The sequence below is a fragment of the Citrobacter amalonaticus genome, assembly GCF_018323885.1.
Taxonomy (GTDB): Bacteria; Pseudomonadota; Gammaproteobacteria; order Enterobacterales; family Enterobacteriaceae; genus Citrobacter_A; species Citrobacter_A amalonaticus.
Window position 1 is genome coordinate 1,949,949 of sequence record NZ_AP024585.1, and the last position, 25,204, is coordinate 1,975,152.

General features: G+C 55.3%; 23 protein-coding genes and 1 pseudogene. 21 read left to right on the forward strand and 3 right to left on the reverse strand.

Translation table 11 applies throughout. The annotated features are described in order from the left end of the window. The first annotated feature begins 4 nt into the window (after positions 1-4). The 7 genes from flgF (at position 5) to flgL (ending at position 7,040) form a co-directional block, all read left to right on the forward strand. A complete protein-coding gene (gene flgF / locus KI228_RS09110; RefSeq protein ID WP_044258017.1) occupies positions 5-760 on the forward strand; it encodes a flagellar basal-body rod protein FlgF in 756 nt (251 codons plus the stop codon). A gap of 13 nt (positions 761-773) precedes the next feature. Further along, complete coding sequence (flgG, locus tag KI228_RS09115) at positions 774-1,556, forward strand: flagellar basal-body rod protein FlgG (RefSeq protein WP_042319653.1); 783 nt, start codon at positions 774-776, stop codon at positions 1,554-1,556. 57 nt (positions 1,557-1,613) lie between these two features. Further along, positions 1,614-2,312, forward strand: coding sequence for a flagellar basal body L-ring protein FlgH (gene flgH, locus KI228_RS09120; protein WP_061070243.1), 699 nt, complete (start codon positions 1,614-1,616; stop codon positions 2,310-2,312). A 12-nt stretch (positions 2,313-2,324) separates the two neighbouring features. Continuing rightward, positions 2,325-3,422, forward strand: a complete 1,098-nt coding sequence (locus KI228_RS09125; protein WP_043000997.1) for a flagellar basal body P-ring protein FlgI — start codon at positions 2,325-2,327, stop codon at positions 3,420-3,422. Beyond that, positions 3,422-4,372: a flagellar assembly peptidoglycan hydrolase FlgJ gene (gene flgJ / locus KI228_RS09130; RefSeq protein WP_044258015.1), complete on the forward strand. Its 951-nt coding sequence runs from the start codon at positions 3,422-3,424 to the stop codon at positions 4,370-4,372. Before KI228_RS09125 ends, flgJ begins: the two co-directional genes overlap by 1 nt. A gap of 65 nt (positions 4,373-4,437) precedes the next feature. Next, a complete protein-coding gene (flgK, locus tag KI228_RS09135) occupies positions 4,438-6,072 on the forward strand; it encodes a flagellar hook-associated protein FlgK (RefSeq protein WP_061070242.1) in 1,635 nt (544 codons plus the stop codon). A gap of 14 nt (positions 6,073-6,086) precedes the next feature. After that, on the forward strand, positions 6,087-7,040 hold the full coding sequence (flgL, locus tag KI228_RS09140) for a flagellar hook-associated protein FlgL (RefSeq protein WP_043000994.1): 954 nt from the start codon (positions 6,087-6,089) through the stop codon (positions 7,038-7,040). Between the two features lie 83 nt (positions 7,041-7,123). Here flgL and KI228_RS09145 read toward each other — a convergent pair whose 3' ends face one another. After that, a complete protein-coding gene (locus KI228_RS09145) occupies positions 7,124-8,317 on the reverse strand; it encodes an MFS transporter (protein ID WP_104010320.1) in 1,194 nt (397 codons plus the stop codon). A gap of 110 nt (positions 8,318-8,427) precedes the next feature. On the opposite strand from KI228_RS09145, the gene KI228_RS09150 reads away from it, so the two are divergent. Further along, positions 8,428-9,363, forward strand: coding sequence for a LysR family transcriptional regulator (locus tag KI228_RS09150; RefSeq protein WP_044258009.1), 936 nt, complete (start codon positions 8,428-8,430; stop codon positions 9,361-9,363). Between the two features lie 39 nt (positions 9,364-9,402). Here KI228_RS09150 and rne read toward each other — a convergent pair. Further along, positions 9,403-12,695, reverse strand: a pseudogene (gene rne, locus KI228_RS09155) (ribonuclease E). Positions 12,696-13,268: 573 nt separating this feature from the next. On the opposite strand from rne, the gene rluC reads away from it, so the two are divergent. Beyond that, positions 13,269-14,222 (forward strand): 23S rRNA pseudouridine(955/2504/2580) synthase RluC, encoded by a 954-nt coding sequence (gene rluC, locus KI228_RS09160; RefSeq protein WP_054176598.1) that lies wholly within the window; start codon positions 13,269-13,271, stop codon positions 14,220-14,222. A gap of 107 nt (positions 14,223-14,329) precedes the next feature. Here the strand turns inward: rluC and KI228_RS09165 are convergent, their stop codons facing one another. Continuing rightward, positions 14,330-14,914 carry a Maf family protein gene (locus KI228_RS09165; protein ID WP_043000988.1) on the reverse strand — a complete coding sequence of 195 codons (585 nt, stop codon included), beginning with the start codon at positions 14,912-14,914 and terminating at the stop codon, positions 14,330-14,332. A gap of 197 nt (positions 14,915-15,111) precedes the next feature. Between KI228_RS09165 and yceD the strand changes: the two genes are divergently transcribed. From yceD to holB, 12 genes are all read left to right on the forward strand, one after another. After that, positions 15,112-15,633, forward strand: coding sequence for a 23S rRNA accumulation protein YceD (gene yceD, locus KI228_RS09170; RefSeq protein ID WP_043000987.1), 522 nt, complete (start codon positions 15,112-15,114; stop codon positions 15,631-15,633). Positions 15,634-15,649: 16 nt separating this feature from the next. Then, positions 15,650-15,823, forward strand: coding sequence for a 50S ribosomal protein L32 (rpmF, locus tag KI228_RS09175; protein WP_000290727.1), 174 nt, complete (start codon positions 15,650-15,652; stop codon positions 15,821-15,823). A 146-nt stretch (positions 15,824-15,969) separates the two neighbouring features. After that, positions 15,970-17,046 (forward strand): phosphate acyltransferase PlsX, encoded by a 1,077-nt coding sequence (plsX, locus tag KI228_RS09180; protein WP_046402096.1) that lies wholly within the window; start codon positions 15,970-15,972, stop codon positions 17,044-17,046. A 77-nt stretch (positions 17,047-17,123) separates the two neighbouring features. Further along, the gene (fabH, locus tag KI228_RS09185) at positions 17,124-18,077 is read left to right on the forward strand and encodes a beta-ketoacyl-ACP synthase III (RefSeq protein WP_043000985.1); all 954 of its coding nucleotides are present in this window, start codon (positions 17,124-17,126) and stop codon (positions 18,075-18,077) included. Between the two features lie 15 nt (positions 18,078-18,092). Then, positions 18,093-19,022 (forward strand): ACP S-malonyltransferase, encoded by a 930-nt coding sequence (gene fabD / locus KI228_RS09190; protein WP_043000984.1) that lies wholly within the window; start codon positions 18,093-18,095, stop codon positions 19,020-19,022. A gap of 12 nt (positions 19,023-19,034) precedes the next feature. After that, on the forward strand, positions 19,035-19,769 hold the full coding sequence (gene fabG / locus KI228_RS09195; protein WP_042319622.1) for a 3-oxoacyl-ACP reductase FabG: 735 nt from the start codon (positions 19,035-19,037) through the stop codon (positions 19,767-19,769). 277 nt (positions 19,770-20,046) lie between these two features. Beyond that, positions 20,047-20,283 carry an acyl carrier protein gene (gene acpP, locus KI228_RS09200; RefSeq protein ID WP_000103754.1) on the forward strand — a complete coding sequence of 79 codons (237 nt, stop codon included), beginning with the start codon at positions 20,047-20,049 and terminating at the stop codon, positions 20,281-20,283. A gap of 86 nt (positions 20,284-20,369) precedes the next feature. Beyond that, entirely contained in the window at positions 20,370-21,611 is a 1,242-nt protein-coding gene (gene fabF, locus KI228_RS09205) for a beta-ketoacyl-ACP synthase II (protein ID WP_212807566.1), read from the forward strand. 119 nt (positions 21,612-21,730) lie between these two features. After that, positions 21,731-22,540: an aminodeoxychorismate lyase gene (gene pabC, locus KI228_RS09210; protein ID WP_044326995.1), complete on the forward strand. Its 810-nt coding sequence runs from the start codon at positions 21,731-21,733 to the stop codon at positions 22,538-22,540. 2 nt (positions 22,541-22,542) lie between these two features. Further along, entirely contained in the window at positions 22,543-23,565 is a 1,023-nt protein-coding gene (gene yceG, locus KI228_RS09215) for a cell division protein YceG (RefSeq protein WP_061070238.1), read from the forward strand. Continuing rightward, the gene (gene tmk / locus KI228_RS09220) at positions 23,555-24,196 is read left to right on the forward strand and encodes a dTMP kinase (protein WP_043000980.1); all 642 of its coding nucleotides are present in this window, start codon (positions 23,555-23,557) and stop codon (positions 24,194-24,196) included. The genes yceG and tmk overlap by 11 nt, the downstream gene beginning before the upstream one ends. Next, on the forward strand, positions 24,193-25,197 hold the full coding sequence (holB, locus tag KI228_RS09225) for a DNA polymerase III subunit delta' (protein ID WP_212807568.1): 1,005 nt from the start codon (positions 24,193-24,195) through the stop codon (positions 25,195-25,197). The genes tmk and holB overlap by 4 nt, the downstream gene beginning before the upstream one ends. Positions 25,198-25,204: the final 7 nt, after the last annotated feature.

Genomic DNA, 25,204 nt, shown 5'->3' on the forward strand with positions numbered 1-25,204 from the left:
CGTAATGGATCACGCAATCTATACCGCGATGGGGGCGGCCAGTCAGACGCTGAACCAACAGGCGGTGACGGCCAGCAACCTGGCCAACGCCTCGACGCCGGGATTTCGTGCACAGCTCAATGCGCTGCGCGCCGTCCCCGTCGAAGGACTGTCATTGCCGACGCGTACGCTGGTCACGGCGTCCACGCCGGGGGCTGATATGACGCCTGGCCAGATGGATTACACCTCGCGTCCGCTGGACGTGGCGTTACAGCAGGATGGCTGGCTGGCGGTACAGACCGCGAACGGCAGCGAAGGCTATACCCGTAACGGCAGCATTCAGGTGGATCCGACCGGACAGTTGACCATTCAGGGTCACCCGGTGATTGGTGAAGCCGGGCCGATTGCGGTGCCGGAAGGGTCGGAAATCACCATCGCGGCGGACGGCACCATCTCAGCGCTGAATCCCGGCGATCCGGCAAACACCATCGCGCCGGTGGGACGTCTGAAACTGGTGAAGGCTGAGGGGAATGAAGTGCAGCGTGGCGACGACGGGATGTTCCGTCTGACCGCTGCCGCACAGGCAACCCGTGGCCCGGTGCTGCAGGCCGATCCGACCATTCGCGTGATGTCGGGAGTACTGGAGGGGAGCAACGTCAATGCGGTGTCAGCGATGAGCGACATGATTGCCAGCGCCCGCCGTTTTGAAATGCAGATGAAGGTTATCAGCAGCGTGGATGACAACGCTGGTCGCGCTAACCAACTGCTGTCGATGACTTAATACAGGACACTTTATGATCAGTTCATTATGGATCGCCAAAACCGGCCTGGACGCGCAGCAAACCAACATGGATGTGATTGCCAACAACCTGGCAAACGTCAGCACCAATGGTTTTAAGCGTCAGCGCGCGGTGTTTGAAGATCTGCTTTATCAGACCATTCGTCAGCCTGGCGCTCAGTCTTCTGAGCAGACCACGCTGCCGTCCGGTCTGCAAATCGGTACCGGTGTGCGTCCGGTGGCGACCGAGCGTCTGCACAGCCAGGGCAACCTGTCGCAAACCAACAACAGTAAAGATGTCGCCATCAAAGGTCAGGGGTTCTTTCAGGTTCTGCTGCCGGATGGTACTTCTGCATATACCCGCGATGGATCATTCCAGGTCGATCAAAATGGTCAACTGGTGACGGCTGGCGGCTTCCAGGTTCAGCCAGCGATTACCATTCCGGCTAACGCCCTGAGCATCACCATCGGGCGTGACGGCGTGGTGAGCGTGACCCAACAGGGACAGGCGGCGCCCGTGCAGGTGGGGCAGCTTAATCTGACCACGTTCATGAACGATACCGGTCTGGAGAGCATTGGTGAAAACCTGTATACCGAGACCCAGTCTTCCGGCGCGCCGAATGAAAGCACGCCGGGTCTGAACGGGGCGGGCCTGTTGTACCAGGGCTATGTCGAGACCTCAAACGTCAACGTCGCGGAAGAGCTGGTCAATATGATTCAGGTTCAACGCGCTTACGAAATCAACAGCAAAGCGGTCTCAACGACCGATCAGATGCTGCAAAAACTGACGCAACTCTAAGGTGTTGTCCGGTGAGGCATTTGTCTCACCGGCACCCTGATTCAGAAGATAAAGGCAATGCTAAAAAACGCTGCGCACGCTTACCCGATCATGGCCCTGCTGGTGGTTTCACTGTCAGGATGTGCCTGGATTCCTTCCACTCCGCTCGTCCAGGGCGCGACCACGGCGCAGCCTGTTCCTGGCCCGACGCCGGTGGCAAATGGTTCGATTTTTCAGTCCGCGCAGCCAATCAACTATGGCTATCAGCCACTGTTTGAAGACCGTCGTCCGCGCAACATCGGCGATACGCTGACTATTGTGCTGCAGGAAAACGTCAGCGCCAGTAAAAGCTCTTCTGCCAACGCCAGCCGTGACGGCAAAACCAACTTTGGCTTTGATACCGTACCGCGCTATCTGCAAGGATTATTCGGCAATGCGCGAGCGGACGTCGAGGCGTCCGGCGGTAATACCTTTAACGGTAAGGGCGGGGCCAACGCCAGCAATACCTTTAGCGGCACGCTGACCGTGACCGTCGATCAGGTGCTGGTTAACGGCAATTTACATGTCGTGGGTGAGAAACAGATCGCCATCAACCAGGGCACTGAGTTCATCCGCTTCTCCGGGGTTGTGAATCCGCGCACCATCAGCGGCAGCAACTCCGTTCCGTCAACTCAGGTGGCGGATGCACGTATTGAATATGTCGGAAACGGCTACATCAACGAAGCGCAAAATATGGGCTGGCTCCAGCGTTTCTTCCTTAACCTGTCGCCGATGTAAGCGAGGTCTCCCATGTTGAAATCTGTAGTTGGACTGGTTCTGGTCCTCGTCGCCACGCTGGCGCATGCCGATCGTATCCGCGATCTGACCAGCGTGCAGGGCGTGCGCGAAAACTCGCTCATTGGCTACGGCCTGGTGGTGGGGCTGGACGGGACCGGTGACCAGACCACCCAGACGCCATTTACCACCCAGACCCTGAACAACATGCTCTCGCAGTTGGGTATTACCGTACCGACCGGGACGAACATGCAGTTGAAAAACGTCGCGGCGGTCATGGTAACCGCCTCCTTCCCGGCCTTTGGTCGTCAGGGACAAACCATCGACGTGGTGGTGTCTTCGCTGGGGAACGCGAAAAGTCTGCGCGGGGGGACGCTGTTGATGACGCCGTTGAAAGGGGTCGACAGCCAGGTGTATGCGCTGGCGCAGGGCAACATTTTAGTTGGTGGTGCCGGGGCGTCTGCGGGCGGCAGCAGCGTGCAGGTGAACCAGCTTAACGGCGGACGGATCACCAACGGGGCGACAATCGAGCGCGAGTTGCCCAGCCAGTTCGGCGCGGGTAATACGCTAAACCTGCAACTGAATAATGAAGACTTCACCATGGCGCAGCAGATTGCTGACACCATCAACCGGTCACGCGGCTTTGGCAGCGCCACCGCACTGGATGCGCGCACGATTCAGGTCCGCGTACCGAGCGGCAACAGCTCTCAGGTGCGCTTCCTGGCGGATATTCAGAACATGGAAGTGAACGTGACGCCACAGGATGCAAAAGTGGTGATCAACTCACGTACCGGTTCGGTGGTGATGAACCGCGAAGTGACGCTGGATAGCTGTGCTGTAGCGCAGGGGAATCTCTCCGTGACCGTTAACCGTCAGGCTAATGTCAGTCAACCGGATACGCCGTTTGGCGGGGGGCAGACGGTAGTGACACCGCAAACGCAAATCGATCTGCGTCAGAGCGGCGGTTCGCTGCAAAGCGTTCGTTCCAGCGCCAATCTGAACAACGTGGTCCGTGCGCTGAATGCGCTGGGGGCGACGCCGATGGATCTGATGTCAATTCTGCAGTCGATGCAGAGCGCCGGTTGCTTACGCGCGAAACTGGAAATCATCTGATGATTAGCGACAGCAAACTGATGGCCAGCGCCGCCTGGGATGCGCAATCGCTGAATGAATTGAAGGCGAAAGCCGGTCAGGATCCGGCGGCGAATATCCGCCCGGTGGCCCGCCAGGTGGAAGGCATGTTCGTCCAGATGATGCTGAAAAGCATGCGAGAAGCGCTGCCAAAAGATGGCGTCTTCAGCAGCGATCAAACGCGTCTGTATACCAGCATGTATGACCAGCAGATTGCGCAGCAGATGACCGCCGGAAAAGGTCTGGGGCTGGCGGAAATGATGGTCAAACAGATGACGCAGGGGCAGGCGCAGCCTACGGAAGAAACGCCGCAGGTGCCGATGAAGTTCCCGCTGGAAACGGTGACCAGTTACCAGAACCAGGCGCTGACGCAACTGGTGCGTAAAGCGATGCCGAAAACACCGCAGAGCAATGACGAACCGCTCTCCGGCGACAGCAAAGACTTCCTGGCACAACTGTCGCTGCCGGCCCGTCTGGCCAGTGAGCAGAGCGGCGTGCCACATCACCTGATTCTGGCGCAGGCGGCGCTGGAGTCAGGCTGGGGGCAGCGGCAAATTCGCCGGGAAAACGGCGAGCCGAGTTTCAACCTGTTTGGCGTGAAGGCCTCGGGTAACTGGAAGGGGCCGGTGACGGAAATCACCACGACCGAATATGAAAACGGCGAAGCGAAAAAGGTGAAGGCCAAATTCCGCGTGTACAGCTCGTACCTTGAAGCGTTGTCAGATTACGTCGGTCTGCTGACCCGCAATCCACGCTATGCGGCGGTGACCACGGCGGTTACCGCGGAACAGGGCGCGCAGGCACTGCAAAGCGCCGGTTATGCCACCGACCCGAACTATGCGCGTAAATTGACCAGTATGATCCAACAGCTGAAGTCGATGAGCGAGAAGGTGAGCAACGCCTACAACACGAATCTCGACAATCTCTTCTAAATGGCTCAAGTCCTGTGACCTGCTGCCGATAATAATCTGTAACTGAAGGATTAAAAGGAACTTCCATGTCCAGCTTGATTAATAACGCCATGAGCGGGCTGAGCGCGGCTCAGGCGGCGCTGAATACTGCCAGTAACAACATTTCCAGCTATAACGTTGCGGGCTATACCCGTCAGACGACCATTATGGCGCAAGCCAATAGCACGCTGGGTGCCGGCGGTTGGGTGGGCAATGGTGTTTATGTTTCCGGTGTACAGCGCGAATATGATTCGTTCATCACCAATCAACTGCGCGCGGCGCAGAACCAGAGTAGCGGGTTGACGACCCGTTATGAGCAGATGTCCAAAATCGACAACCTGCTGGCCAGCAAAACCAGCTCTGTCTCCTCGTCCATGCAGGATTTTTTCACCAGCCTGCAAACGCTGGTGAGTAACGCCGAAGACCCGGCGGCGCGCCAGACGCTGATTGGCAAAGCCAATGGGCTGGTTAACCAGTTTAAAACGACCGACCAGTATCTGCGCGATCAGGACAAGCAGGTCAATATCGCGATTGGTTCCAGCGTCGATCAGATCAACAACTACAGTAAGCAGATTGCCAGCCTGAACGACCAGATCTCGCGTCTGACCGGTGTGGGTGCCGGGGCATCGCCGAATAACCTGCTTGATCAGCGCGACCAGTTGGTCAGTGAGCTGAACAAAATTGTCGGCGTGGAAGTCAGCGTTCAGGACGGCGGTACCTATAACATCACGATGGCGAACGGCTATTCACTGGTGCAGGGAAGTAATGCCCGTCAGTTAGCGGCGGTACAGTCGCAGTCCGACCCTTCACGAATCACCGTTGCCTATGTCGATTCCATCGCGGGCAACATCGAAATTCCGGAAAAACTGATCACGACCGGTTCGCTCGGTGGTCTGCTGACCTTCCGTTCCCAGGATCTGGATCAGACGCGCAACACGCTGGGACAACTGGCGCTGGCGTTCGCCGATGCGTTTAACCAGCAGCACCGGGAAGGGTATGATGCGAACGGCAATAATAATGTCGATTTCTTCAGCATCGGCGACCCGGCAGTGTATGGAAATAGCAAGAATACCGGCAGCATCAGCGCGACCGTTAAGACCGCCTCAGAGGTTCAGGCGACTGACTATAAAGTGGTTTATGACGGAGCGAAATGGCAGGTGACGCGTCTTGCGGATAACACCTCTTTTGAAGCGACCGAAAACGCGGGCAAACTGACCTTTGATGGCCTGGAGATCAACATCGATGTTGGCCCTGCTAAAAATGACAGCTTCATCGTCAAGCCGGTCAGCGACGCCATCATCAATATGGGCGTTCTGGTGACCAACGAATCGCAAATTGCGATGGCGAAGGACGCAACGGCCGGTGAAAGCGACAACCGTAATGGTCAGGCATTGCTGGATTTGCAAAAGGACAGCACAACGGTAGGTGGTTCAAAATCGTTTAACGACGCCTACGCTACGCTGGTCAGCAACGTGGGCAGCAAAACCGCAACGCTGAAAACCAGCAGCACCACCCAGGGCAACGTGGTGACGCAGTTGAGCAATCAGCAACAGTCCATTTCCGGCGTTAACCTTGACGAAGAGTACGGCAACCTGCAACGCTTCCAGCAGTATTATCTGGCCAATGCCCAGGTGTTGCAAACCGCCAACTCTCTGTTTGATGCACTGCTGAGTATTCGCTAAGGGAGCAGGAAACGATGCGTATCAGTACCCAAATGATGTACCAGCAGAACATGCGTGGTATCACCAATTCCCAGGCGGAGTGGATGAAATACGGTGAGCAGATGTCGACGGGGAAGCGGGTAATTAATCCGTCTGACGATCCTATCGCCGCATCCCAGGCCGTGGTGTTGTCACAGGCGCAGTCGGAGAACAGCCAGTTCGCCCTGGCGAGGACTTTCGCCACGCAGAAGGTTTCGCTGGAAGAGAACGTGTTAAACCAGGTGACGACGGCGATACAAAGCGCACAAGAAAAAATCGTCAGCGCCGGTAACGGAACGCTGAGTGATGATGACCGCGCCTCGCTGGCGACGGACTTACAGGGTATCCGCGATCAGTTGATGAACCTGGCAAACAGTACCGACGGTAACGGTCGCTATATTTTTGCCGGTTATAAAACGGAAACGGCTCCGTTTGCTCAGGCTGACGGTACCTACAACGGCGGTACGGAGAACATCACTCAGCAGGTGGATGCCTCCCGTTCGATGACCATCGGCCACACCGGCAACAAAATTTTCGACAAGATCACCAGTAATGCGGTTCCGGAACCGAACAACGGGACGTCCGAAACCAACCTGTTCAAAATGCTGGATTCGGCGATTGCCTCATTGAATTCCCCTGTGGGTGACGATGCGACGCTGAAAGAACAGGCAAAAGCGGTGATTGATAAAACCAACCGTGGTCTGAAAAACTCGCTTAATAATGTACTGAGCGTGCGTGCGGAACTGGGGACGCAACTGAAGGAACTGGAGAGTCTGGACTCGCTGGGCACCGATCGCGCACTAGGACAAACGCAGCAGATGAGTAATCTGGTGGATGTGGACTGGAACGCGGCCATTTCATCGTACGTCATGCAGCAGGCGGCGCTCCAGGCCTCTTATAAAGCCTTTACCGATATGCAGGGGATGTCGCTATTCCAGCTCAACCGCTAATACCGATTTGAAACATATCATGAAACTGGGTATGTTTTATCTGCCCGCTCCCTCTCACCCCGGAGCGGGCATTTTTTTGTCGGTTACACGCTAACCCTCAGAGGGGCAGAGGAACGCTTTCCCGCCAGTCTGATGATCAGCGCAAGGGTGCCACTGAGGGTGGCCAGCGTGACGACGCCTTGCCAGTTTGCCAGCGCATACACCTGACTGCCGAGCACCGAGCCCAGCGCCATGCCAATGAATATGACGCTGAACAGTAGTGCATTCAGACGCCCCCTGGCCTGCGGTTCGAGGCTATAGACCAGATTCTGGTGCGCCACCAGGCTCGATTGCAGTCCCAGGTCAAAGCCGACGGCGGAGAGCGCAATCAGCAACCACTGCGCGTGCACGGGCAACGCGGGTAACAGGAACATCAGCGCAAAAGAAACGGTCACCAGCAATGCCCCCAGTTGCGTCACTTTTTCTGCGCCTATCTTATCTGCCAGATGACCGGCCAACGGTGCAGCCAGCGCTCCGGCAGCCCCGGCGATACCAAATGCCCCCGCGGCGGCGCTGCCCATCTGATAGTTTTCTGCCAGCATCACGGCCAGCGTTGACCAGAACGCGCTGAACGCGACGGACAGAAAACCTTGCGCCAGGGCGGCACGACGTAGTGCCGGGTAGCGACACCATAACTGCGCCAGGCTCACCATCAGTGCGGGATAACTCAGCGTGGAATGGGCTGTAAATGCGGGCAGGACTTTCCACAGCAATACGCCGACAAGGGCAATACTGAGCGCGGCGAGTTGATACATTGCCCGCCAGCCAAAGGCTTCTCCGACCAGACCACTCACGGTGCGTGACAATAAAATGCCCAGCAGCAGGCCGGTCATCACTGTCCCGACCGTTTTTCCCTGTTTGCCCTCTGGGGCGAGAATCGCCGCCGCCGGGACGATATCCTGCGCCATCGTCGCGGCCATCCCCAGCAACAGGCTTACGGTCAGCAGAGAATGCACCTGGCCTGTGACGCTACAGGCCAGCAGCAACAGGGCGAGCGCGGCGCTTTTCATCAGAATGAGCCAGCGCCGATCGTAACGGTCGCCGAGCGGCAATAAAAACAGGATCCCTAACGCATAGCCGGCCTGCGTTAACGTGGGCACCAGTCCCATGCCGGTGATGCTGAGCGCCAAATCGGCCCCCATTAGCGGTAACAACGGTTGTGCATAGTAGATGGCGGCAACGCTGAAGCCTGCGCCCAGCGCCAGAACAAAGATCAGCCAACGAGACGGTGTGTGCATTTCAAAATCCTCAATCACAGGTGTGAGGCTATTTTTCTCTGAATGGCGGTGGTCTGGTAGTCAGCGAAGTGGTAAAACGATTATACGTAAAGCGTATGAGCATCGAATGAATGAAAAAGAATGAGCGTATAGACAGGGTGGAACTGATGCGAACGTTTGTGCGCATCGTGGAGGCCGGATCGTTGTCAGCTGCCGCTCGTCAGTTGAACACGACCCAGGCGACAATCAGTCGGCGGTTGCAGTCGCTGGAGGCGATGCTGGGGGTAAAACTGGTCTTACGTACCACGCACGCCATGAAGCTAACGGACGACGGCGAGCGCGGATACCAGCACGCCAAACATATCATTGACGCCTGGCTGGCACTGGAGGACGGACTCAACGTCACGGAAGATGAGCCCGTCGGGACATTGCGGGTGCGGGCTCCGCATGCTTTTGGTCAGCAGCAGCTTCTCACGCCGTTACTGCACTTTTTAGCGCGCTACCCCAATCTGTCGGTGGAGTGGATGCTCAACGATAAAACGGTCGATTTTCTCAGCGACAATATCGACTGCGCGATCCGCGTGGGCGCGGAGGTCGATCCGGCAACGGTTTCGGTGCTGCTAGCGGAAGTGCCGCGTAGCGTGGTCGCTTCACCGGCGCTGCTGGCGCAATTTGCAACGATCGCGGTGCCAGAACAGCTATCGTCGCTGCCCTGGATTGCCGTCAACACCTTCTATCAACACAACGTCTCACTTAGCCATCAGCACAGTCGGGAACCGGTGACCTTTCCGATCACGCCGCGACTGAGTACCGACAGTATCTACGTAGCGCGCAATGCAGCGCTGGCGGGGTTAGGCGTGGTGGTGGTGTCAAGCTGGACGGTGACCGAGGATATCGCGCAAGGACGACTCGTCGAGCTGGTTCCTGACTGGCAGGCCGCTCCTTTGCCAGTACACCTGGTCTATCCCTGGGCGCGTTATTATCCCACTCGCCTGCGTAAGTTTCTGGAATTGATGAAAAAGGTGATGCCGGAACTGGCGGGAATGCGCCGACCTGAAGGGGAATAAAAAAGCCGACCCTGAGGTCGGCTTTTTACGCTATCGATTTTACTCGACAGGCTGAGGACGAGTCGGTCCAGCAGAGGCACTGTGCGAGGCAGTGTGACCACCTGCGGCGCCTTTACCATCAAAGGCGAAAGCAGGGCGCTGCCAGTCACTGTGGCGTGGCGCTTCAGGCACATATTCCGGCGCTGGCGCACGGGTCATCGGTGCGGTTGCGTGGCTGTGCTCAGCAACAGATTCTGCCACGACTGGCGCTGCGGCTTCTGCGACCGGTGCAACGACAACGGGTTCGGATACTGGCGCAGGCGCTGTGGGGGCTTCAACGATCACTGGCGCTGCAACCGGTTCTGCAATGACTTCAGGCTCCGCAACCACTTCAGGTTCAACGGCGACAGGTTCAGCCGCAACCACGTCAGGCACGACAGTCATTGTTTCAGGCTCGACCGTAACCACGTCTGGTGTCTCTTCAACGACCGGAGCGGTTTCCTGCGTTTCAGCGACAGGCTCTGCCTGAGCGGCAACCTCTTCGGCGACCGGCACATCGGCGTCGGCAATCACCTGCGGCTGTTCAACCACCGGGGCGGCAATAACTTCCGGATGCGTCGTTTCAACCACGGCTTCAGCCTGAACCGGCGCTTCTGCTACCGTTTCAACGACAGTTTCAACGGCGGGTTCGACTGCGGAAACAGCTTCAACGGCGGCTGCCACGGCTTGCGGTTCGGTCACAACAGGCTGGGCCTGTACCTGTTCGATTTCCTGTGCTTCTGGCTGCGCATCCTGAGGACGGGCTACCGGGTAGCGGACCACACTTTGCCGGACGCCATTTCTGGCGAGGCGCAGGCGACAGTCAGCGGCATCGGCGACTGCAGTGGGTAACGTTCGTCACGATAACGACGACGACGCTGGCCGCTCACACGCAGATGACGTGGGGAACGACGCGAACGACGCGGCATACCGGCGTTATCACGTGCTTCACCATTGTCATCCTGCTCTGGGGTTGCTTCTGTCACGACAGGCAGCGGCACTTTCACCAGTTCAGTGCTTTGCGCTGGCGCAGCCTGTGCTGCAACTGGTGCGACAACGTTCTCTTCCGTGGTGGCGGTTTCTACCTCTGCCACTTCTGAGGCCTGGTCGTGGTAACGAACTTTCTGGTTCAGCTGACGCTGTTTACGGCGCGGCTGAGCCTGACGAACGCGCTCTTCCTGTTCGGTCTCTGGAGTCTGCTGCTCATCAAGATTCAGCGCTTTTACTTCCTGCTGAGCCTGACGTTTATCATCACTGCGACGGCGGTTACGTTCGCGACGTGGCTGCTGCTGCTGCTCATCACCAGACTTTGCTTTATCCGCTACGTCGGTCGCTTGCTGACGGTTATCACGGTTTTCGGCATTCTGCTGCGCATTACGGCGGTTACGGCGATTCTCGTCGCGGTTCTCGCCATTTTCTGAACGTTCGCCACGGTTATCGCGGTTGTCACGACGTTCGTTGCGATCGTTACGGTCACGACGGTTGTTCTGGCGTTTACGGCGATCCTGCTGACGCTCCGGCTTCTCCGCGGCTTTCGGCGCTGGCTGCTCGGCAGGTTTCACTTCTTCACTACCGCTGAACAGCGATTTCAGTGCGCCAAAGAAACGGCTCAGCAGCCCCGGCTCTGCCGGAGCGGCTGGCGCAACGGCGGCCTTCGGCGCAGCGGCTTTCACTGGCGGTTCGGCAGGCGTTGGCGCAGGCGGAACTTCTGGCATCGCGAAGGTGGCAAGAGCGGGCTGCTCAGGACGTTTACGCTCGGCGAACTCTTCTTCAGACGGTAACGCCATCGCTTCTTCATGCAGCTTCGGCAGCATGTAGCTCAGAGTCGGCGTCTCTTCACCTTTACGCACGCGCAGTACGGAGTAGTGCGGCGTCTCCATTTGATCGTTAGGTACGATCACGCAACGCACGCCATCCTGTCGGGTTTCAATCGCATTAACGGCAGTACGTTTTTCGTTGAGCAGATAGGAGGCAATTGGCACTGGGACAATCGCGTGGACTTCCTGAGTATTCTCTTTCAGCGCTTCTTCTTCAATCAGACGCAGAATAGACAGGGACAGCGACTCGTTATCACGCACGGTGCCGGTACCGCTACAGCGTGGGCAGACGTGATGGCTGGACTCGCCCAGCGACGGGCTCAGGCGCTGACGGGACATTTCCAGCAGGCCGAAGCGTGAAATATGGCTGATCTGGATACGCGCACGATCCTGGCGGACCGCTTCACGCAGACGGTTTTCCACCGCACGCTGATGGCGTACCGGGGTCATATCAATGAAGTCGATAACGATCAGGCCGCCGAGGTCACGCAGGCGCAACTGACGGGCGATCTCATCGGCCGCTTCCAGGTTAGTGTTGAACGCCGTTTCTTCAATATCGCCGCCGCGGGTTGCGCGAGCGGAGTTAATGTCGATGGCGGTTAACGCTTCGGTGCTGTCGATAACGATAGAGCCGCCGGAAGGCAGACGCACTTCACGCTGGAACGCGGATTCAATCTGCGACTCGATCTGATAGTGGCTGAACAGCGGGATTTCACCGGTGTAAAGTTTGATTTTGCTGCTGAAATCCGGACGACCTAACGCCGCAATATGCTGGCGCGCCAGTTCGAGCACTTTCGGGTTATCGATAAGGATTTCACCGATATCCTGACGCAGATAGTCGCGGAAGGCGCGAACAATCACGTTGCTCTCCTGATGGATCAGGAACGGAGCAGGGCGGCTTTCCGCGGCTTTCTGAATGGCTTCCCAGTGTTTCAGACGGAAGCTTAAGTCCCACTGCAGCGCTTCGGCAGATTTGCCTACGCCCGCAGTACGTACAATAAGACCCATGCCATCAGGCAGTTCAAGGCTTGCCAGCGCTTCTTTCAGCTCGGTACGGTCGTCGCCTTCGATGCGACGAGAGATACCCCCCGCACGCGGGTTGTTTGGCATCAGAACCAGATAGCTGCCCGCCAGGCTGATAAAAGTGGTCAGGGCAGCGCCTTTGTTGCCACGTTCTTCTTTATCAATCTGAACAATAACTTCCTGGCCTTCGCGCAGCACATCTTTGATGTTTGGACGACCATGAGCGTTGTAATTAGCGGGGAAATATTCGCGGGCAATTTCTTTTAACGGGAGGAAACCGTGACGTTCAGCGCCGTAATCAACAAAAGCCGCTTCCAGACTCGGTTCAATACGGGTAATTTTGCCTTTATAGATGTTCGCTTTTTTCTGTTCATGTCCAGGACTTTCAATATCCAGGTCGTACAGACGCTGCCCATCTACAAGGGCAACACGCAACTCTTCCTGCTGAGTTGCGTTGATTAACATTCTTTTCATCGTAACTTACTCATTATTCTTACATTGACGACTAAGCTGCGGGCAGAGTATTGCCTTTCCGGGTGTGAACCGATGGCCTCGTGTCTATTCGCGTCGCCAACCTCACGGTTATCGTCAGCTCAAAGAGGCGCAGAGTGTCGGTTGCCTGCATTTCATACGGAAACGCAGCGCAATTATCAGGGGAACCGCCTGGGTATTACTCTCCAGAGAAGATCCGATCTACCGGTAAGGACTGCAACCCGCAGCCCGCTAACTGTCTGAAAGATCAATACGTCTTACGCCATTGCTGCGTGGATGATCGTCCGGACAAAATTGGGTCTTTCCGTAAAATTCCTTGTTTTAACAAGATTCAGCACGGAAGCGGTGACATTATTCCACTGCTAACCTTGTTATAGCAAGATGACTTTTACCATTTATCACCCGCTTACTCACAGTTTTTTCACTTATGCGCGGTGATTGGTTTAATAACCACCAAATCAGTCATGAAACACGTGAGTGACGAAGGATAAAGATAAATATAAGCATAGAAAAATGAGTGGCGCTAATCCTTGTGGCTATTTAGAATCGGCCCCCATGAAAACAGAGACTCCATCCGTAAGAATTGTTGCTATTACTGCTGACGAAGCGGGGCAACGCATTGATAATTTTTTGCGCACACAGCTCAAAGGTGTGCCGAAAAGTATGATTTATCGCATTTTGCGTAAAGGCGAAGTGCGGGTGAATAAAAAACGCATCAAACCCGAATACAAACTGGAAGCGGGTGATGAAGTGCGCATTCCGCCGGTTCGCGTGGCGGAGCGTGAAGAAGAGGCCGTCTCGCCGCATCTGCAAAAAGTGGCGGCGCTGGCGGACGTTATCCTTTATGAAGACGACCATATTCTGGTGCTGAACAAGCCGTCGGGAACCGCGGTGCATGGCGGCAGCGGGTTAAGCTTTGGCGTGATTGAAGGGTTACGTGCGCTGCGTCCTGAGGCGCGTTTTCTTGAGCTGGTACACCGTCTTGACCGCGATACGTCGGGCGTGTTGTTGGTCGCGAAGAAACGTTCAGCACTGCGTTCGCTACATGAGCAACTGCGCGAGAAGGGGATGCAAAAAGATTATCTCGCCCTGGTGCGCGGGCAATGGCAGTCGCATGTCAAAACGGTACAGGCACCGTTATTGAAGAACATTCTGCAAAGCGGCGAGCGTATTGTGCGGGTGAATCAGGAAGGCAAACCGTCGGAAACGCGTTTTAAGGTGGAAGAACGTTACGCGTTCGCCACGCTGGTTCGCTGTAGCCCGGTGACGGGCCGCACACACCAGATTCGCGTGCACACTCAGTACGCGGGTCATCCGATTGCTTTTGACGATCGCTACGGTGACCGCGAGTTCGATAAGCAACTGGCAGGGACCGGATTGTCGCGTCTGTTCCTGCATGCAGCAGCACTGAAATTTACCCACCCGGGTACGGGTGAGGTGCTGCGCATTGAAGCGCCGATGGACGACCAACTGAAGCGCTGTTTACAGGTGTTACGTAAGCCGGCCTGATGCGCATTTATCGCGCTAAACCTGCCGGATAAGACGACTACGTCGCCATCCGGCAGGTTTACGCCTGAAGGCGTTGTATTCTCCCGCCTACTGGATAGTGCCATTAATCAGGTTTTCAGCGGGTTCATCTCTTCCCGACGTAACATCTGGCACAGTGCGATCAGCGGTAAACCAATCAGCGTGTTTGGGTCTCGCCCCTCTAAGCGCTCAAAGAGCGCAATCCCCAGACCTTCGCTTTTAAAACTCCCTGCGCAGTGCAGCGGGCGTTCTTTACGCACGTAGTCTTCAATTTCCGCTTCACTGAGATGGCGGAAGTGAACGTCAAAGGGTTCCACCTCGGTCTGTAAATGTCCCGTCGCGGAGTTATACAGCGCCAGACCGGTATAGAACGTAATGATATTGCCGCTGGCTTTGGCTAACTGTTGGCAGGCTTTCTCTTCTGTTAAGGGCTTACCGGCGATTTCGCCATCCAGTACGCATACCTGATCGGAACCAATAATAAGATGAGACGGAAAGCGGTGAGCCAGCGATTGCGCTTTCTCTTGCGCCAGTCGGTTGACTAAGTGGCGAGGACTCTCTCCGGGCATCGGCGTTTCGTCAACCTCAGGGGCCGCGCATTCAAAGGGCATCGCCAGTTTTTCCAGCAGGGCGCGGCGCCAGGGAGATGTGGAGGCAAGAATGAGATTAGGCATATTTTTTCCACCAGATATAGCGTATTGATGAGAGCCATTTTAAACTATGCTCTTCGTCCTTCAGGCGTGCCGTTGTGGCGTCTCCTGAGCGAAAATAAGTCTGTAAACCGCAATGTGTGCGAATTATTGGCAAAAGGCAACCGCAGGCTGCCTTTTTCTTTGACTATATGACGTTACAAAGTTAATATGCGCGCCCTATGCAAAAGGTAAAATTACCCCTGACTCTTGATCCGGTTCGTACGGCTCAAAAACGCCTCGATTATGAAGGTATCTATACTTCTGATCTGGTAGAGCGCGTCGCCGATTCTGTAGTCAGTGTGGACAGTGATGTGGAATGCGCCATGTCGTTTGCTATCGATAACCAACGTCTTGCCGTGATTACCGGTGATGCGAAGGTTTCGGTAACGCTCGCATGTCAGCGTTGCGGGAAGCCGTTTCCTCATCATGTTCACACAACGTATTGTTTCAGTCCGGTTCGTTCCGACGAACAGGCTGAAGCACTCCCGGAAGCGTATGAGCCGATTGAGGTTAACGAATTCGGTGAAATCGATCTGCTTGCAATGGTGGAAGATGAAATTATCCTCTCCTTGCCGGTAGTTCCGGTGCATGATTCTGAACACTGTGAAGTGTCCGAGGCGGACATGGTCTTTGGTGAACTGCCTGATGAAGCGCAAAAACCAAACCCATTTGCCGTATTAGCCAGCTTAAAGCGTAAGTAATTGAGGAGTAAGGTCCATGGCCGTACAACAGAATAAACCAACCCGTTCCAAACGTGGCATGCGTCGTTCTCATGACGCTCTGACCGCAGTCACCAGCCTGTCTGTAGACAAAACTTCTGGTGAAAAACACCTGCGTCACCACATCACCGCCGACGGTTACTACCGTGGCCGCAAGGTAATCGCTAAGTAATCACGCGTTACTCAACGAATTTTACGTAGCAGGCAGGCTGTTAATGCCTCTTTCGCGTAAGAAACGAAGAGAAACCGTGTGATGAAGCTTAGTGAGGAAATTCCCCGTTGCTGCGGGGAAATACCAAACCAGGCGGCGAAACGACTTTGACACGTCTAACCCTGGCGTTAGATGTCATGGGGGGTGATTTTGGCCCTTCCGTGACAGTGCCTGCAGCATTGCAGGCACTGAATTCTAATTCACAACTCACACTTCTTTTAGTCGGGGATCCCGATACTATCACGCCATTACTTGCTAAAGCTGACTTTGAACAACGTTCGCGTCTGCAGATTATCCCTGCACAGTCAGTTATCGCCAGTGATGCCCGGCCTTCGCAGGCAATCCGCGCCAGTCGCGGGAGCTCAATGCGTGTGGCGCTGGAACTCGTGAAGGAAGGGCGAGCACAAGCCTGCATCAGCGCTGGAAATACCGGTGCGCTGATGGGACTTGCAAAATTATTGCTCAAACCGCTCGACGGTATTGAGCGTCCTGCGCTGGTGACGGTTTTGCCGCATCAGCAGAAAGGGAAGACGGTGGTCCTCGATCTGGGGGCGAACGTCGATTGCGACAGCAAGATGCTGGTGCAATTTGCCATTATGGGCTCGGTGCTTGCGGAAGAAGTGGTCGGTATTAACAACCCTCGTGTGGCCTTGCTCAACATTGGTGAAGAAGAAACCAAGGGGCTCGACAGCATTCGGGATGCCTCTGTGGTGCTAAAAACGATCCCTTCCATCAATTACATCGGCTATCTTGAAGCCAATGAGTTATTGACGGGGAAAACGGATGTGCTGGTATGTGACGGTTTTACAGGCAATGTCACATTAAAGACGATGGAAGGTGTTGTCAGAATGTTCCTTTCACTGCTGAAATCTCAGGGTGAGGGTAAAAAACGGTCGTGGTGGCTGCTGATATTAAAACGTTGGTTACAAAAAAGCCTGGCGAGGCGATTCAGTCACCTCAACCCCGACCAGTATAATGGCGCCTGTCTGTTAGGATTGCGCGGCACGGTGATAAAAAGTCATGGTGCGGCCAATCAGCGAGCGTTTACCGTCGCGATTGAACAGGCAGTGCAGGCGGTGCAGCGACAAGTTCCTCAGCGAATTGCCGCTCGCCTGGAATCTGTATACCCAGCTGGATTTACAATGCTGGATGCTGGTAATGGCGACACATCGCAGCCACACTGATTACGGTGTGGCGTGAGAGCCCCAGCATCTTAGCCGTTGTAATGCGCGGTATATAACCAAAAAGTGACTGAGCGTACATGTATACAAAGATTATTGGTACTGGCAGCTATCTGCCTGAACAGGTGCGGACTAACGCCGATCTGGAAAAAATGGTCGATACGTCTGACGAGTGGATTGTCACCCGTACAGGTATTCGTGAACGCCATATTGCTGCGCCGAATGAAACCGTCTCAACGATGGGTTTTACGGCGGCTCAACGCGCGCTGGAAATGGCGGGCATTGATAAAGAACAGATCGGCTTGATTGTGGTAGCGACCACCTCAGCGACACATGCATTCCCCAGCGCAGCATGCCAGATTCAGAACATGCTGGGCATCAAAGGCTGCCCGGCGTTTGACGTCGCCGCAGCCTGTGCCGGCTTTACTTACGCATTAAGCGTCGCTGATATGTACGTTAAAACGGGTGCGGTCAAATACGCGCTGGTGGTTGGTTCCGATGTTCTGGCCCGCACCTGCGATCCAACCGATCGTGGCACAATCATTATTTTTGGCGATGGTGCCGGTGCCGTGGTACTGAGCGCCTCTGACAAGCCGGGCATCATCTCTACCCATCTGCATGCTGATGGCCGCTATGGCGAACTGCTGACGCTGCCGAATGCCGATCGCGTGAATCCGGAAAATTCGATTCATTTGACGATGGCAGGCAACGAAGTGTTCAAAGTGGCTGTTACCGAACTTGCACACATTGTCGACGAGACACTGGCGGCCAATAACCTGGATCGTTCAGAACTTGACTGGCTGGTTCCGCATCAGGCTAACCTACGTATCATCAGCGCGACGGCCAAAAAACTGGGCATGTCGATGGACAATGTGGTGGTGACTCTGGACAGACATGGCAACACGTCTGCGGCCTCCGTTCCTTGCGCGCTGGATGAAGCCGTGCGTGACGGACGTATCAAAGAAGGTCAGCTTGTGTTGCTTGAAGCCTTTGGCGGTGGATTCACCTGGGGCTCCGCGCTGGTTCGTTTCTAGTATAAGGATTTAAACATGACGCAATTCGCATTTGTGTTCCCTGGACAGGGTTCCCAGACCGTTGGGATGTTAGCCGATATGGCGGCAAGCTATCCCATCGTCGAAGAGACGTTTGCCGACGCTTCTGCGGCGCTGGGCTATGACCTGTGGGCGCTGACTCAACAGGGGCCGGCTGAAGAACTGAACAAGACCTGGCAGACGCAGCCTGCGCTGTTAGCCGCGTCCGTTGCGCTGTATCGCGTCTGGCAACAGCAGGGCGGTAAAGCGCCTGTGCTGATGGCGGGTCATAGCCTTGGTGAATACTCTGCGCTGGTTTGCGCCGGTGTCATTAATTTTGCTGACGCAGTGCGTCTGGTTGAGCTGCGTGGTAAATTCATGCAGGAAGCCGTTCCGGAAGGCACAGGCGGTATGTCTGCTATCATCGGTCTCGATGATGCGTCCATTGCAAAAGCGTGCGAAGAAGCCGCAGAAGGCCAGGTGGTCTCGCCGGTGAACTATAACTCACCGGGACAGGTCGTTATCGCCGGGCATAAAGAAGCCGTTGAGCGTGCTGGTGCCGCCTGTAAAGCCGCCGGTGCAAAACGTGCGCTGCCGTTACCGGTGAGCGTACCGTCTCACTGTGCGCTGATGAAGCCAGCAGCGGAAAAACTGGCAGCAGAATTAGCGAAAATTACCTTTAACGCGCCATCTGTACCGGTTATCAACAACGTGGACGTGAAATGTGAAACTGACGCAGACGCCATTCGCGATGCGTTGGTGCGCCAGTTGTACAGTCCGGTACAGTGGACGAAGAGCGTTGAATTAATGGCGTCTCAGGGTGTCGAGCACCTGTATGAAGTGGGACCAGGTAAAGTGCTTACGGGCCTGACGAAACGTATTGTTGATACCCTGACTGCCTCGGCTCTGAACGAACCGGCGGCAATGTCGGCGGCACTTGCGCAATAAAAGAGGAACACCATGAGTTTTGAAGGAAAAATCGCGCTGGTTACCGGTGCAAGTCGTGGCATTGGCCGCGCAATTGCAGAGACGCTTGTTGCCCGTGGCGCGACCGTTATCGGTACCGCGACCAGCGAAAGTGGCGCTCAGGCCATCAGCGATTACTTAGGTGCTAAAGGTAAAGGTCTGATGTTGAATGTGACTGATCCAGCATCTATCGAATCTGTTCTGGAAAAAATTCGCGCAGAATTTGGTGAAGTGGATATCCTGGTCAATAATGCCGGTATCACACGTGATAACCTGCTGATGCGAATGAAAGATGATGAGTGGAACGATATTCTCGAAACCAATCTTTCATCTGTTTTCCGCCTGTCAAAAGCGGTAATGCGCGCTATGATGAAAAAGCGTCATGGACGTATTATCACTGTCGGTTCTGTGGTTGGTACCATGGGAAATGCGGGTCAGACAAACTACGCTGCGGCGAAAGCGGGTCTGATCGGCTTCAGTAAATCGCTGGCACGCGAAGTTGCGTCCCGCGGTATTACAGTGAACGTTGTTGCTCCGGGCTTTATTGAAACGGACATGACGCGTGCGCTGACTGATGAGCAGCGTGCGGGTACGTTGGCGGCAGTTCCTGCAGGTCGTCTTGGCGATCCGAAAGAGATCGCCAGTGCGGTTGCATTTTTAGCCTCTGACGAAGCAGGTTACATCACGGGTGAGACTTTGCACGTCAACGGCGGGATGTATATGGTTTAACCACGAGATACGCAAAATCATCCAAATTGTATCAAGGCGGCAAGACCGAAAAGCCGGCGAGCATAGATGACTATGTGACCAGAGTTTGAGGATGCAGCCAACACAGAGACAATTTGAAGGATAAAGCGTAGAAAAATATTTGCGTTATTATAGGTCTTGGCCTCAAAATAACGTAAAATCGTGGTAAGACCTGCCGGGATTTAGTTGCAAATTTTTCAACATTTTATACACTACGAAAACCATCGCGAAAGCGAGTTTTGATAGGAAATTTAAGAGTATGAGCACTATCGAAGAACGCGTTAAGAAAATTATCGGCGAACAGCTGGGCGTTAAGCAGGAAGAAGTTACCAACAATGCTTCTTTCGTTGAAGACCTGGGCGCAGATTCTCTTGACACCGTTGAGCTGGTAATGGCTCTGGAAGAAGAGTTTGATACTGAGATTCCGGACGAAGAAGCTGAGAAAATCACCACCGTTCAGGCTGCCATTGATTACATCAACGGCCACCAGGCGTAAGTGAACATCTCCAGGCGGTCATTCGACCGCCTGAGTTTTATCTTTTTGTCCCACTTGAATCAATTATCCCTCCCTGGAGGACAACCGTGTCTAAGCGTCGTGTAGTTGTGACCGGACTGGGCATGTTGTCTCCTGTCGGCAATACCGTAGAGTCTACCTGGAAAGCTCTCCTTGCCGGTCAGAGTGGCATCAGCCTGATCGACCATTTCGATACTAGCGCCTATGCAACGAAATTTGCTGGCTTAGTAAAGGATTTTAACTGTGATGACATTATCTCGCGCAAAGAACAGCGCAAGATGGATGCCTTCATTCAATATGGAATTGTCGCTGGCGTTCAGGCCATGCAGGATTCTGGCCTTGAAGTAACGGAAGAGAACGCATCCCGTATTGGCGCCGCTATTGGCTCCGGTATCGGCGGTCTCGGACTGATTGAAGAAAACCACAGTTCTCTGGTGAACGGTGGACCGCGTAAAATCAGCCCATTCTTCGTTCCGTCGACGATTGTTAACATGGTGGCGGGTCACCTGACCATCATGTATGGCCTGCGTGGGCCAAGCATCTCTATCGCGACCGCCTGCACCTCAGGCGTACATAACATCGGTCATGCCGCGCGTATCATTGCATACGGCGATGCGGACGCGATGATCGCGGGCGGTGCTGAAAAAGCCAGTACGCCACTGGGCGTAGGCGGCTTTGGCGCAGCACGTGCGTTGTCTACCCATAACGATAACCCGCAAGCGGCAAGCCGCCCGTGGGACAAAGAGCGAGATGGCTTTGTTCTGGGCGACGGTGCAGGCATAGTGGTACTGGAAGAGTACGAGCATGCTAAAGCGCGCGGCGCAAAAATTTATGCTGAAGTCGTTGGCTTCGGGATGAGCAGTGACGCTTACCACATGACGTCGCCGCCGGAAAACGGCGCTGGTGCTGCCCTGGCGATGGTCAATGCATTGCGTGATGCGGCGATTGAACCTGGCCAGATTGGCTACGTTAACGCCCATGGGACGTCCACGCCGGCAGGCGATAAAGCTGAAGCGCAGGCTGTTAAATCTGTCTTTGGCGATGCGGCAAGCCGTGTGATGGTGAGTTCCACCAAGTCCATGACCGGTCACCTGTTGGGTGCAGCGGGCGCGGTAGAGTCGATTTACTCTATCCTGGCGCTGCGCGATCAGGCTGTGCCGCCAACCATCAACCTGGATAACCCGGATGAAGGTTGCGATCTGGACTTCGTTCCTCACGAAGCGCGTCAGGTCAGCGGAATGGAGTACACGCTGTGTAACTCCTTCGGTTTCGGTGGGACTAACGGTTCATTGATCTTTAAAAAGGTCTGACCGCCGTTCTGCCTTCCTGGTTAAAAGGTCCGCTTGTCGGGCCTTTTTTATTGCGTTTTCTTCCCTTGTCCTGCGCTAACCATCCTGCGACACTAACGGGCCATGCATAAGGAGCCACCATGTTCTTGATCAATGGCCGTGAACAGGAATCTCTTCCCGCAAGCGATCGCGCCATCCAGTTTGGCGATGGCTGCTTTACCACTGCGTGCATTCTCGACGGCACCGTATCGCTGCTGGCGGCGCATTTGCGGCGCTTGCAGGCGGCCTGCGCAACGTTGCTGATTGCCTTTGATGACTGGGATGTGCTTGAGCGCGAAATGACCGTGCTGGCCGCGGGCCATCCACGTGCGGTACTGAAGGTGATTATCAGCCGTGGAAGTGGGGGACGAGGATACAGCGGCGCGCAGTGTCGTGACAGCACCCGCATTCTCTCTGTGTCTGCCTATCCGCAGCATTATGACCGCTGGCGCGAACAGGGGATCACGCTTGCCTTAAGCCCGGTTCGTCTGGGGCGTAACCCTTTGCTCGCGGGCATCAAGCACCTGAACCGGCTCGAACAAGTGCTGATCCGTTCTCATCTTGAGCAGACGGACGCCGATGAGGCGTTGGTTCTTGACAGTGAGGGTTGGGTTACGGAATGCTGTGCGGCTAATTTATTCTGGCGAAAAGACAATGTGGTCTATACGCCGCGCCTCGATCAGGCGGGAGTGAACGGTATTATGCGACAATTCTGTATCCGGAAACTGGCACAATCGTCTTTTCAGGTTGTCGAAACCCATGCCCGCGAAGCAGCGCTGCAACATGCCGATGAAATGGTGGTCTGCAATGCGCTGATGCCGATTGTACCTGTGCGGGCTTATGGCGCTAACACGTTGTCTTCACGTGTATTATTTCAGTTTCTGGCCCCACTGTGTGAGCATCCGAATTAGTCATGAAAAAAAAGTTTCGTGTTGTCCTTTTACTGGTTGTTGTATTGGGCATTGCCGCAGGGGCGGGAATGTGGAAGGTTCGCCATCTGGCGGACAGTAAAATCCTGATCAAAGAAGAGACCATTTTTACCCTTAAGCCGGGTACCGGGCGTCTGGCCCTGGGCGATCAGTTGTATGCGGATCGGGTGATTAACCGCCCGCGCGTGTTTCAATGGTTGCTGCGCGTCGAGCCAGAACTCTCCCACTTTAAGGCCGGAACCTACCGTTTAACGCCGGGTATGAGCGTCCGCGAGATGCTGCAACTGCTGGAAAGTGGCAAAGAGGCGCAATTCCCACTGCGGCTGGTAGAAGGTATGCGCTTAAGCGACTATCTCAAACAGCTGCGTGATGCGCCGTATATCAAGCATACCCTGAGCGACGATCGCTACGAAACCGTTGCAAAAGCGCTGGGCCTTGAAAGTACGGATGGGCTGGAGGGTTGGTTCTGGCCCGATACCTGGATGTATACCGCCAATACCACGGATGTTGCCTTGCTTAAGCGCGCACATCAGAAAATGGTGAAGGCGGTTGAGCGCGTCTGGGAAGGGCGTGCGGAAGGACTGCCGTATAAAGATCAAAACCAACTGGTGACGATGGCCTCGATTATTGAAAAAGAGACGGCCATTGCCAGCGAGCGCGATCAGGTCGCCTCTGTCTTTATTAACCGCCTGCGGATCGGGATGCGTCTCCAGACCGATCCAACGGTGATTTACGGAATGGGGGAGCGTTATAATGGCAAGATCTCGCGCGCGGACCTGGAAACGCCAACGGCCTATAATACCTACACGATAACAGGACTCCCGCCAGGACCGATTGCGATGCCGGGTGAAGCCTCGCTAAAAGCGGCGGCGCATCCGGCCAAAACGCCGTATCTCTATTTTGTGGCCGATGGTAAAGGCGGTCATACTTTTAATACTAATCTTGCCAGCCATAACCGGTCAGTGCAGGACTATCTGAAAGTGCTTAAGGAAAAAAATGCGCAGTAAGTATATCGTCATCGAGGGGCTGGAAGGCGCCGGAAAAACGACTGCAAAGAATGTTGTGGTTGAGACGCTTGAACAACTCGGTATTCGCGAGATGGTTTTTACCCGCGAGCCGGGCGGTACGCAGCTGGCAGAAAAACTGCGTAGCCTGGTACTGGACATTCGTTCGGTCGGTGACGAAACCATTACCGTAAAAGCCGAAGTGCTGATGTTCTATGCCGCGCGAGTGCAGTTGGTTGAGACGGTCATTAAACCTGCGCTCGCAGAAGGTAAATGGGTAATTGGCGACCGTCATGATCTGTCCACGCAGGCGTATCAGGGTGGTGGTCGCGGGGTCGATCAGCAGATGCTGGCGACGCTTCGTGATGCGGTACTGGGGGATTTCCGCCCGGATTTAACCCTGTACCTCGACGTCACGCCAGAGGTGGGTCTGAAGCGCGCTCGCGCCCGTGGCGAACTGGACCGCATCGAACAGGAATCGTTTGATTTCTTTAATCGTACTCGCGCTCGTTACCTCGAGCTTGCCGCTCAGGATGCCAGTATCCGCACGATTGATGCGACGCAGCCGCTGGATACGGTGATGAGCGATATCCGTACCACCATCACCGAGTGGGTGAAGGAGCAGGGAGAATGAAATGGTATCCATGGTTACGACCTGACTTCGAGAAGCTGGTAGCGAGCTATCAGGCGGGAAGGGGTCACCATGCGTTACTGATTCAGGCCCTACCGGGGATGGGCGACGATGCTTTGATCTATGCGTTGAGCCGCTACCTGCTTTGTCAACAACCGGATGGACATAAAAGCTGTGGCCACTGCCGTGGTTGCCAGTTGATGCAGGCAGGAACGCATCCGGACTACTATTCACTGTTCCCGGAAAAAGGGAAAAGCACGCTGGGCATTGATGCTGTGCGTGAAGTGAGTGAAAAACTGTATGAGCGTGCGCGACTGGGCGGAGCCAAAGTGGTCTGGATCCCGGATGCGGCGCTGATGACTGATGCCGCCGCCAATGCGCTGCTCAAAACGCTGGAAGAACCGCCCGCGCAAACCTGGTTCTTTCTCGCCAGCCGTGAACCCGTGAGGTTACTGGCAACGCTGCGCAGCCGGTGTCGTTTACATCATCTCGCGCCGCCGAGTGAATCATATGCGGTATCGTGGCTTGCACGAGAAGTGACAGCGTCACAAGATGCGTTATTGACTGCGCTGCGCCTGAGTGCCGGTTCTCCGGGGGCGGCGCTGACGCTCCTGGGGTCCGAAAGCTGGTCCCAACGTGACGCGTTGTGTCAGGCGCTGGCGAGCAGCATTCCTGCTGGTGACTGGTACTCATTATTGACGGTGCTTAACCATGAACAGGCGCCTGCCAGACTGCACTGGTTGGCGACGTTAATGATGGATGCGCTTAAACGTCAGCATGGGGCCACTGTGATGACCAACGCGGATGCCGGGCAACTGATCGCCACGATTGCCGGTCAGCTTTCTCAGACGCGTATTCAGGCAATCTTCAATGCCATCTGCCACTGCCGCGAACAACTGCTTAACGTGACCGGAATAAACCGTGAACTGGTGTTAACCGATCTTCTTTTGCAAATCGAGCATTACCTGCAACCAGGCACTGTGTTGCCTGTTCCCCACCTGTAAGAGAGAC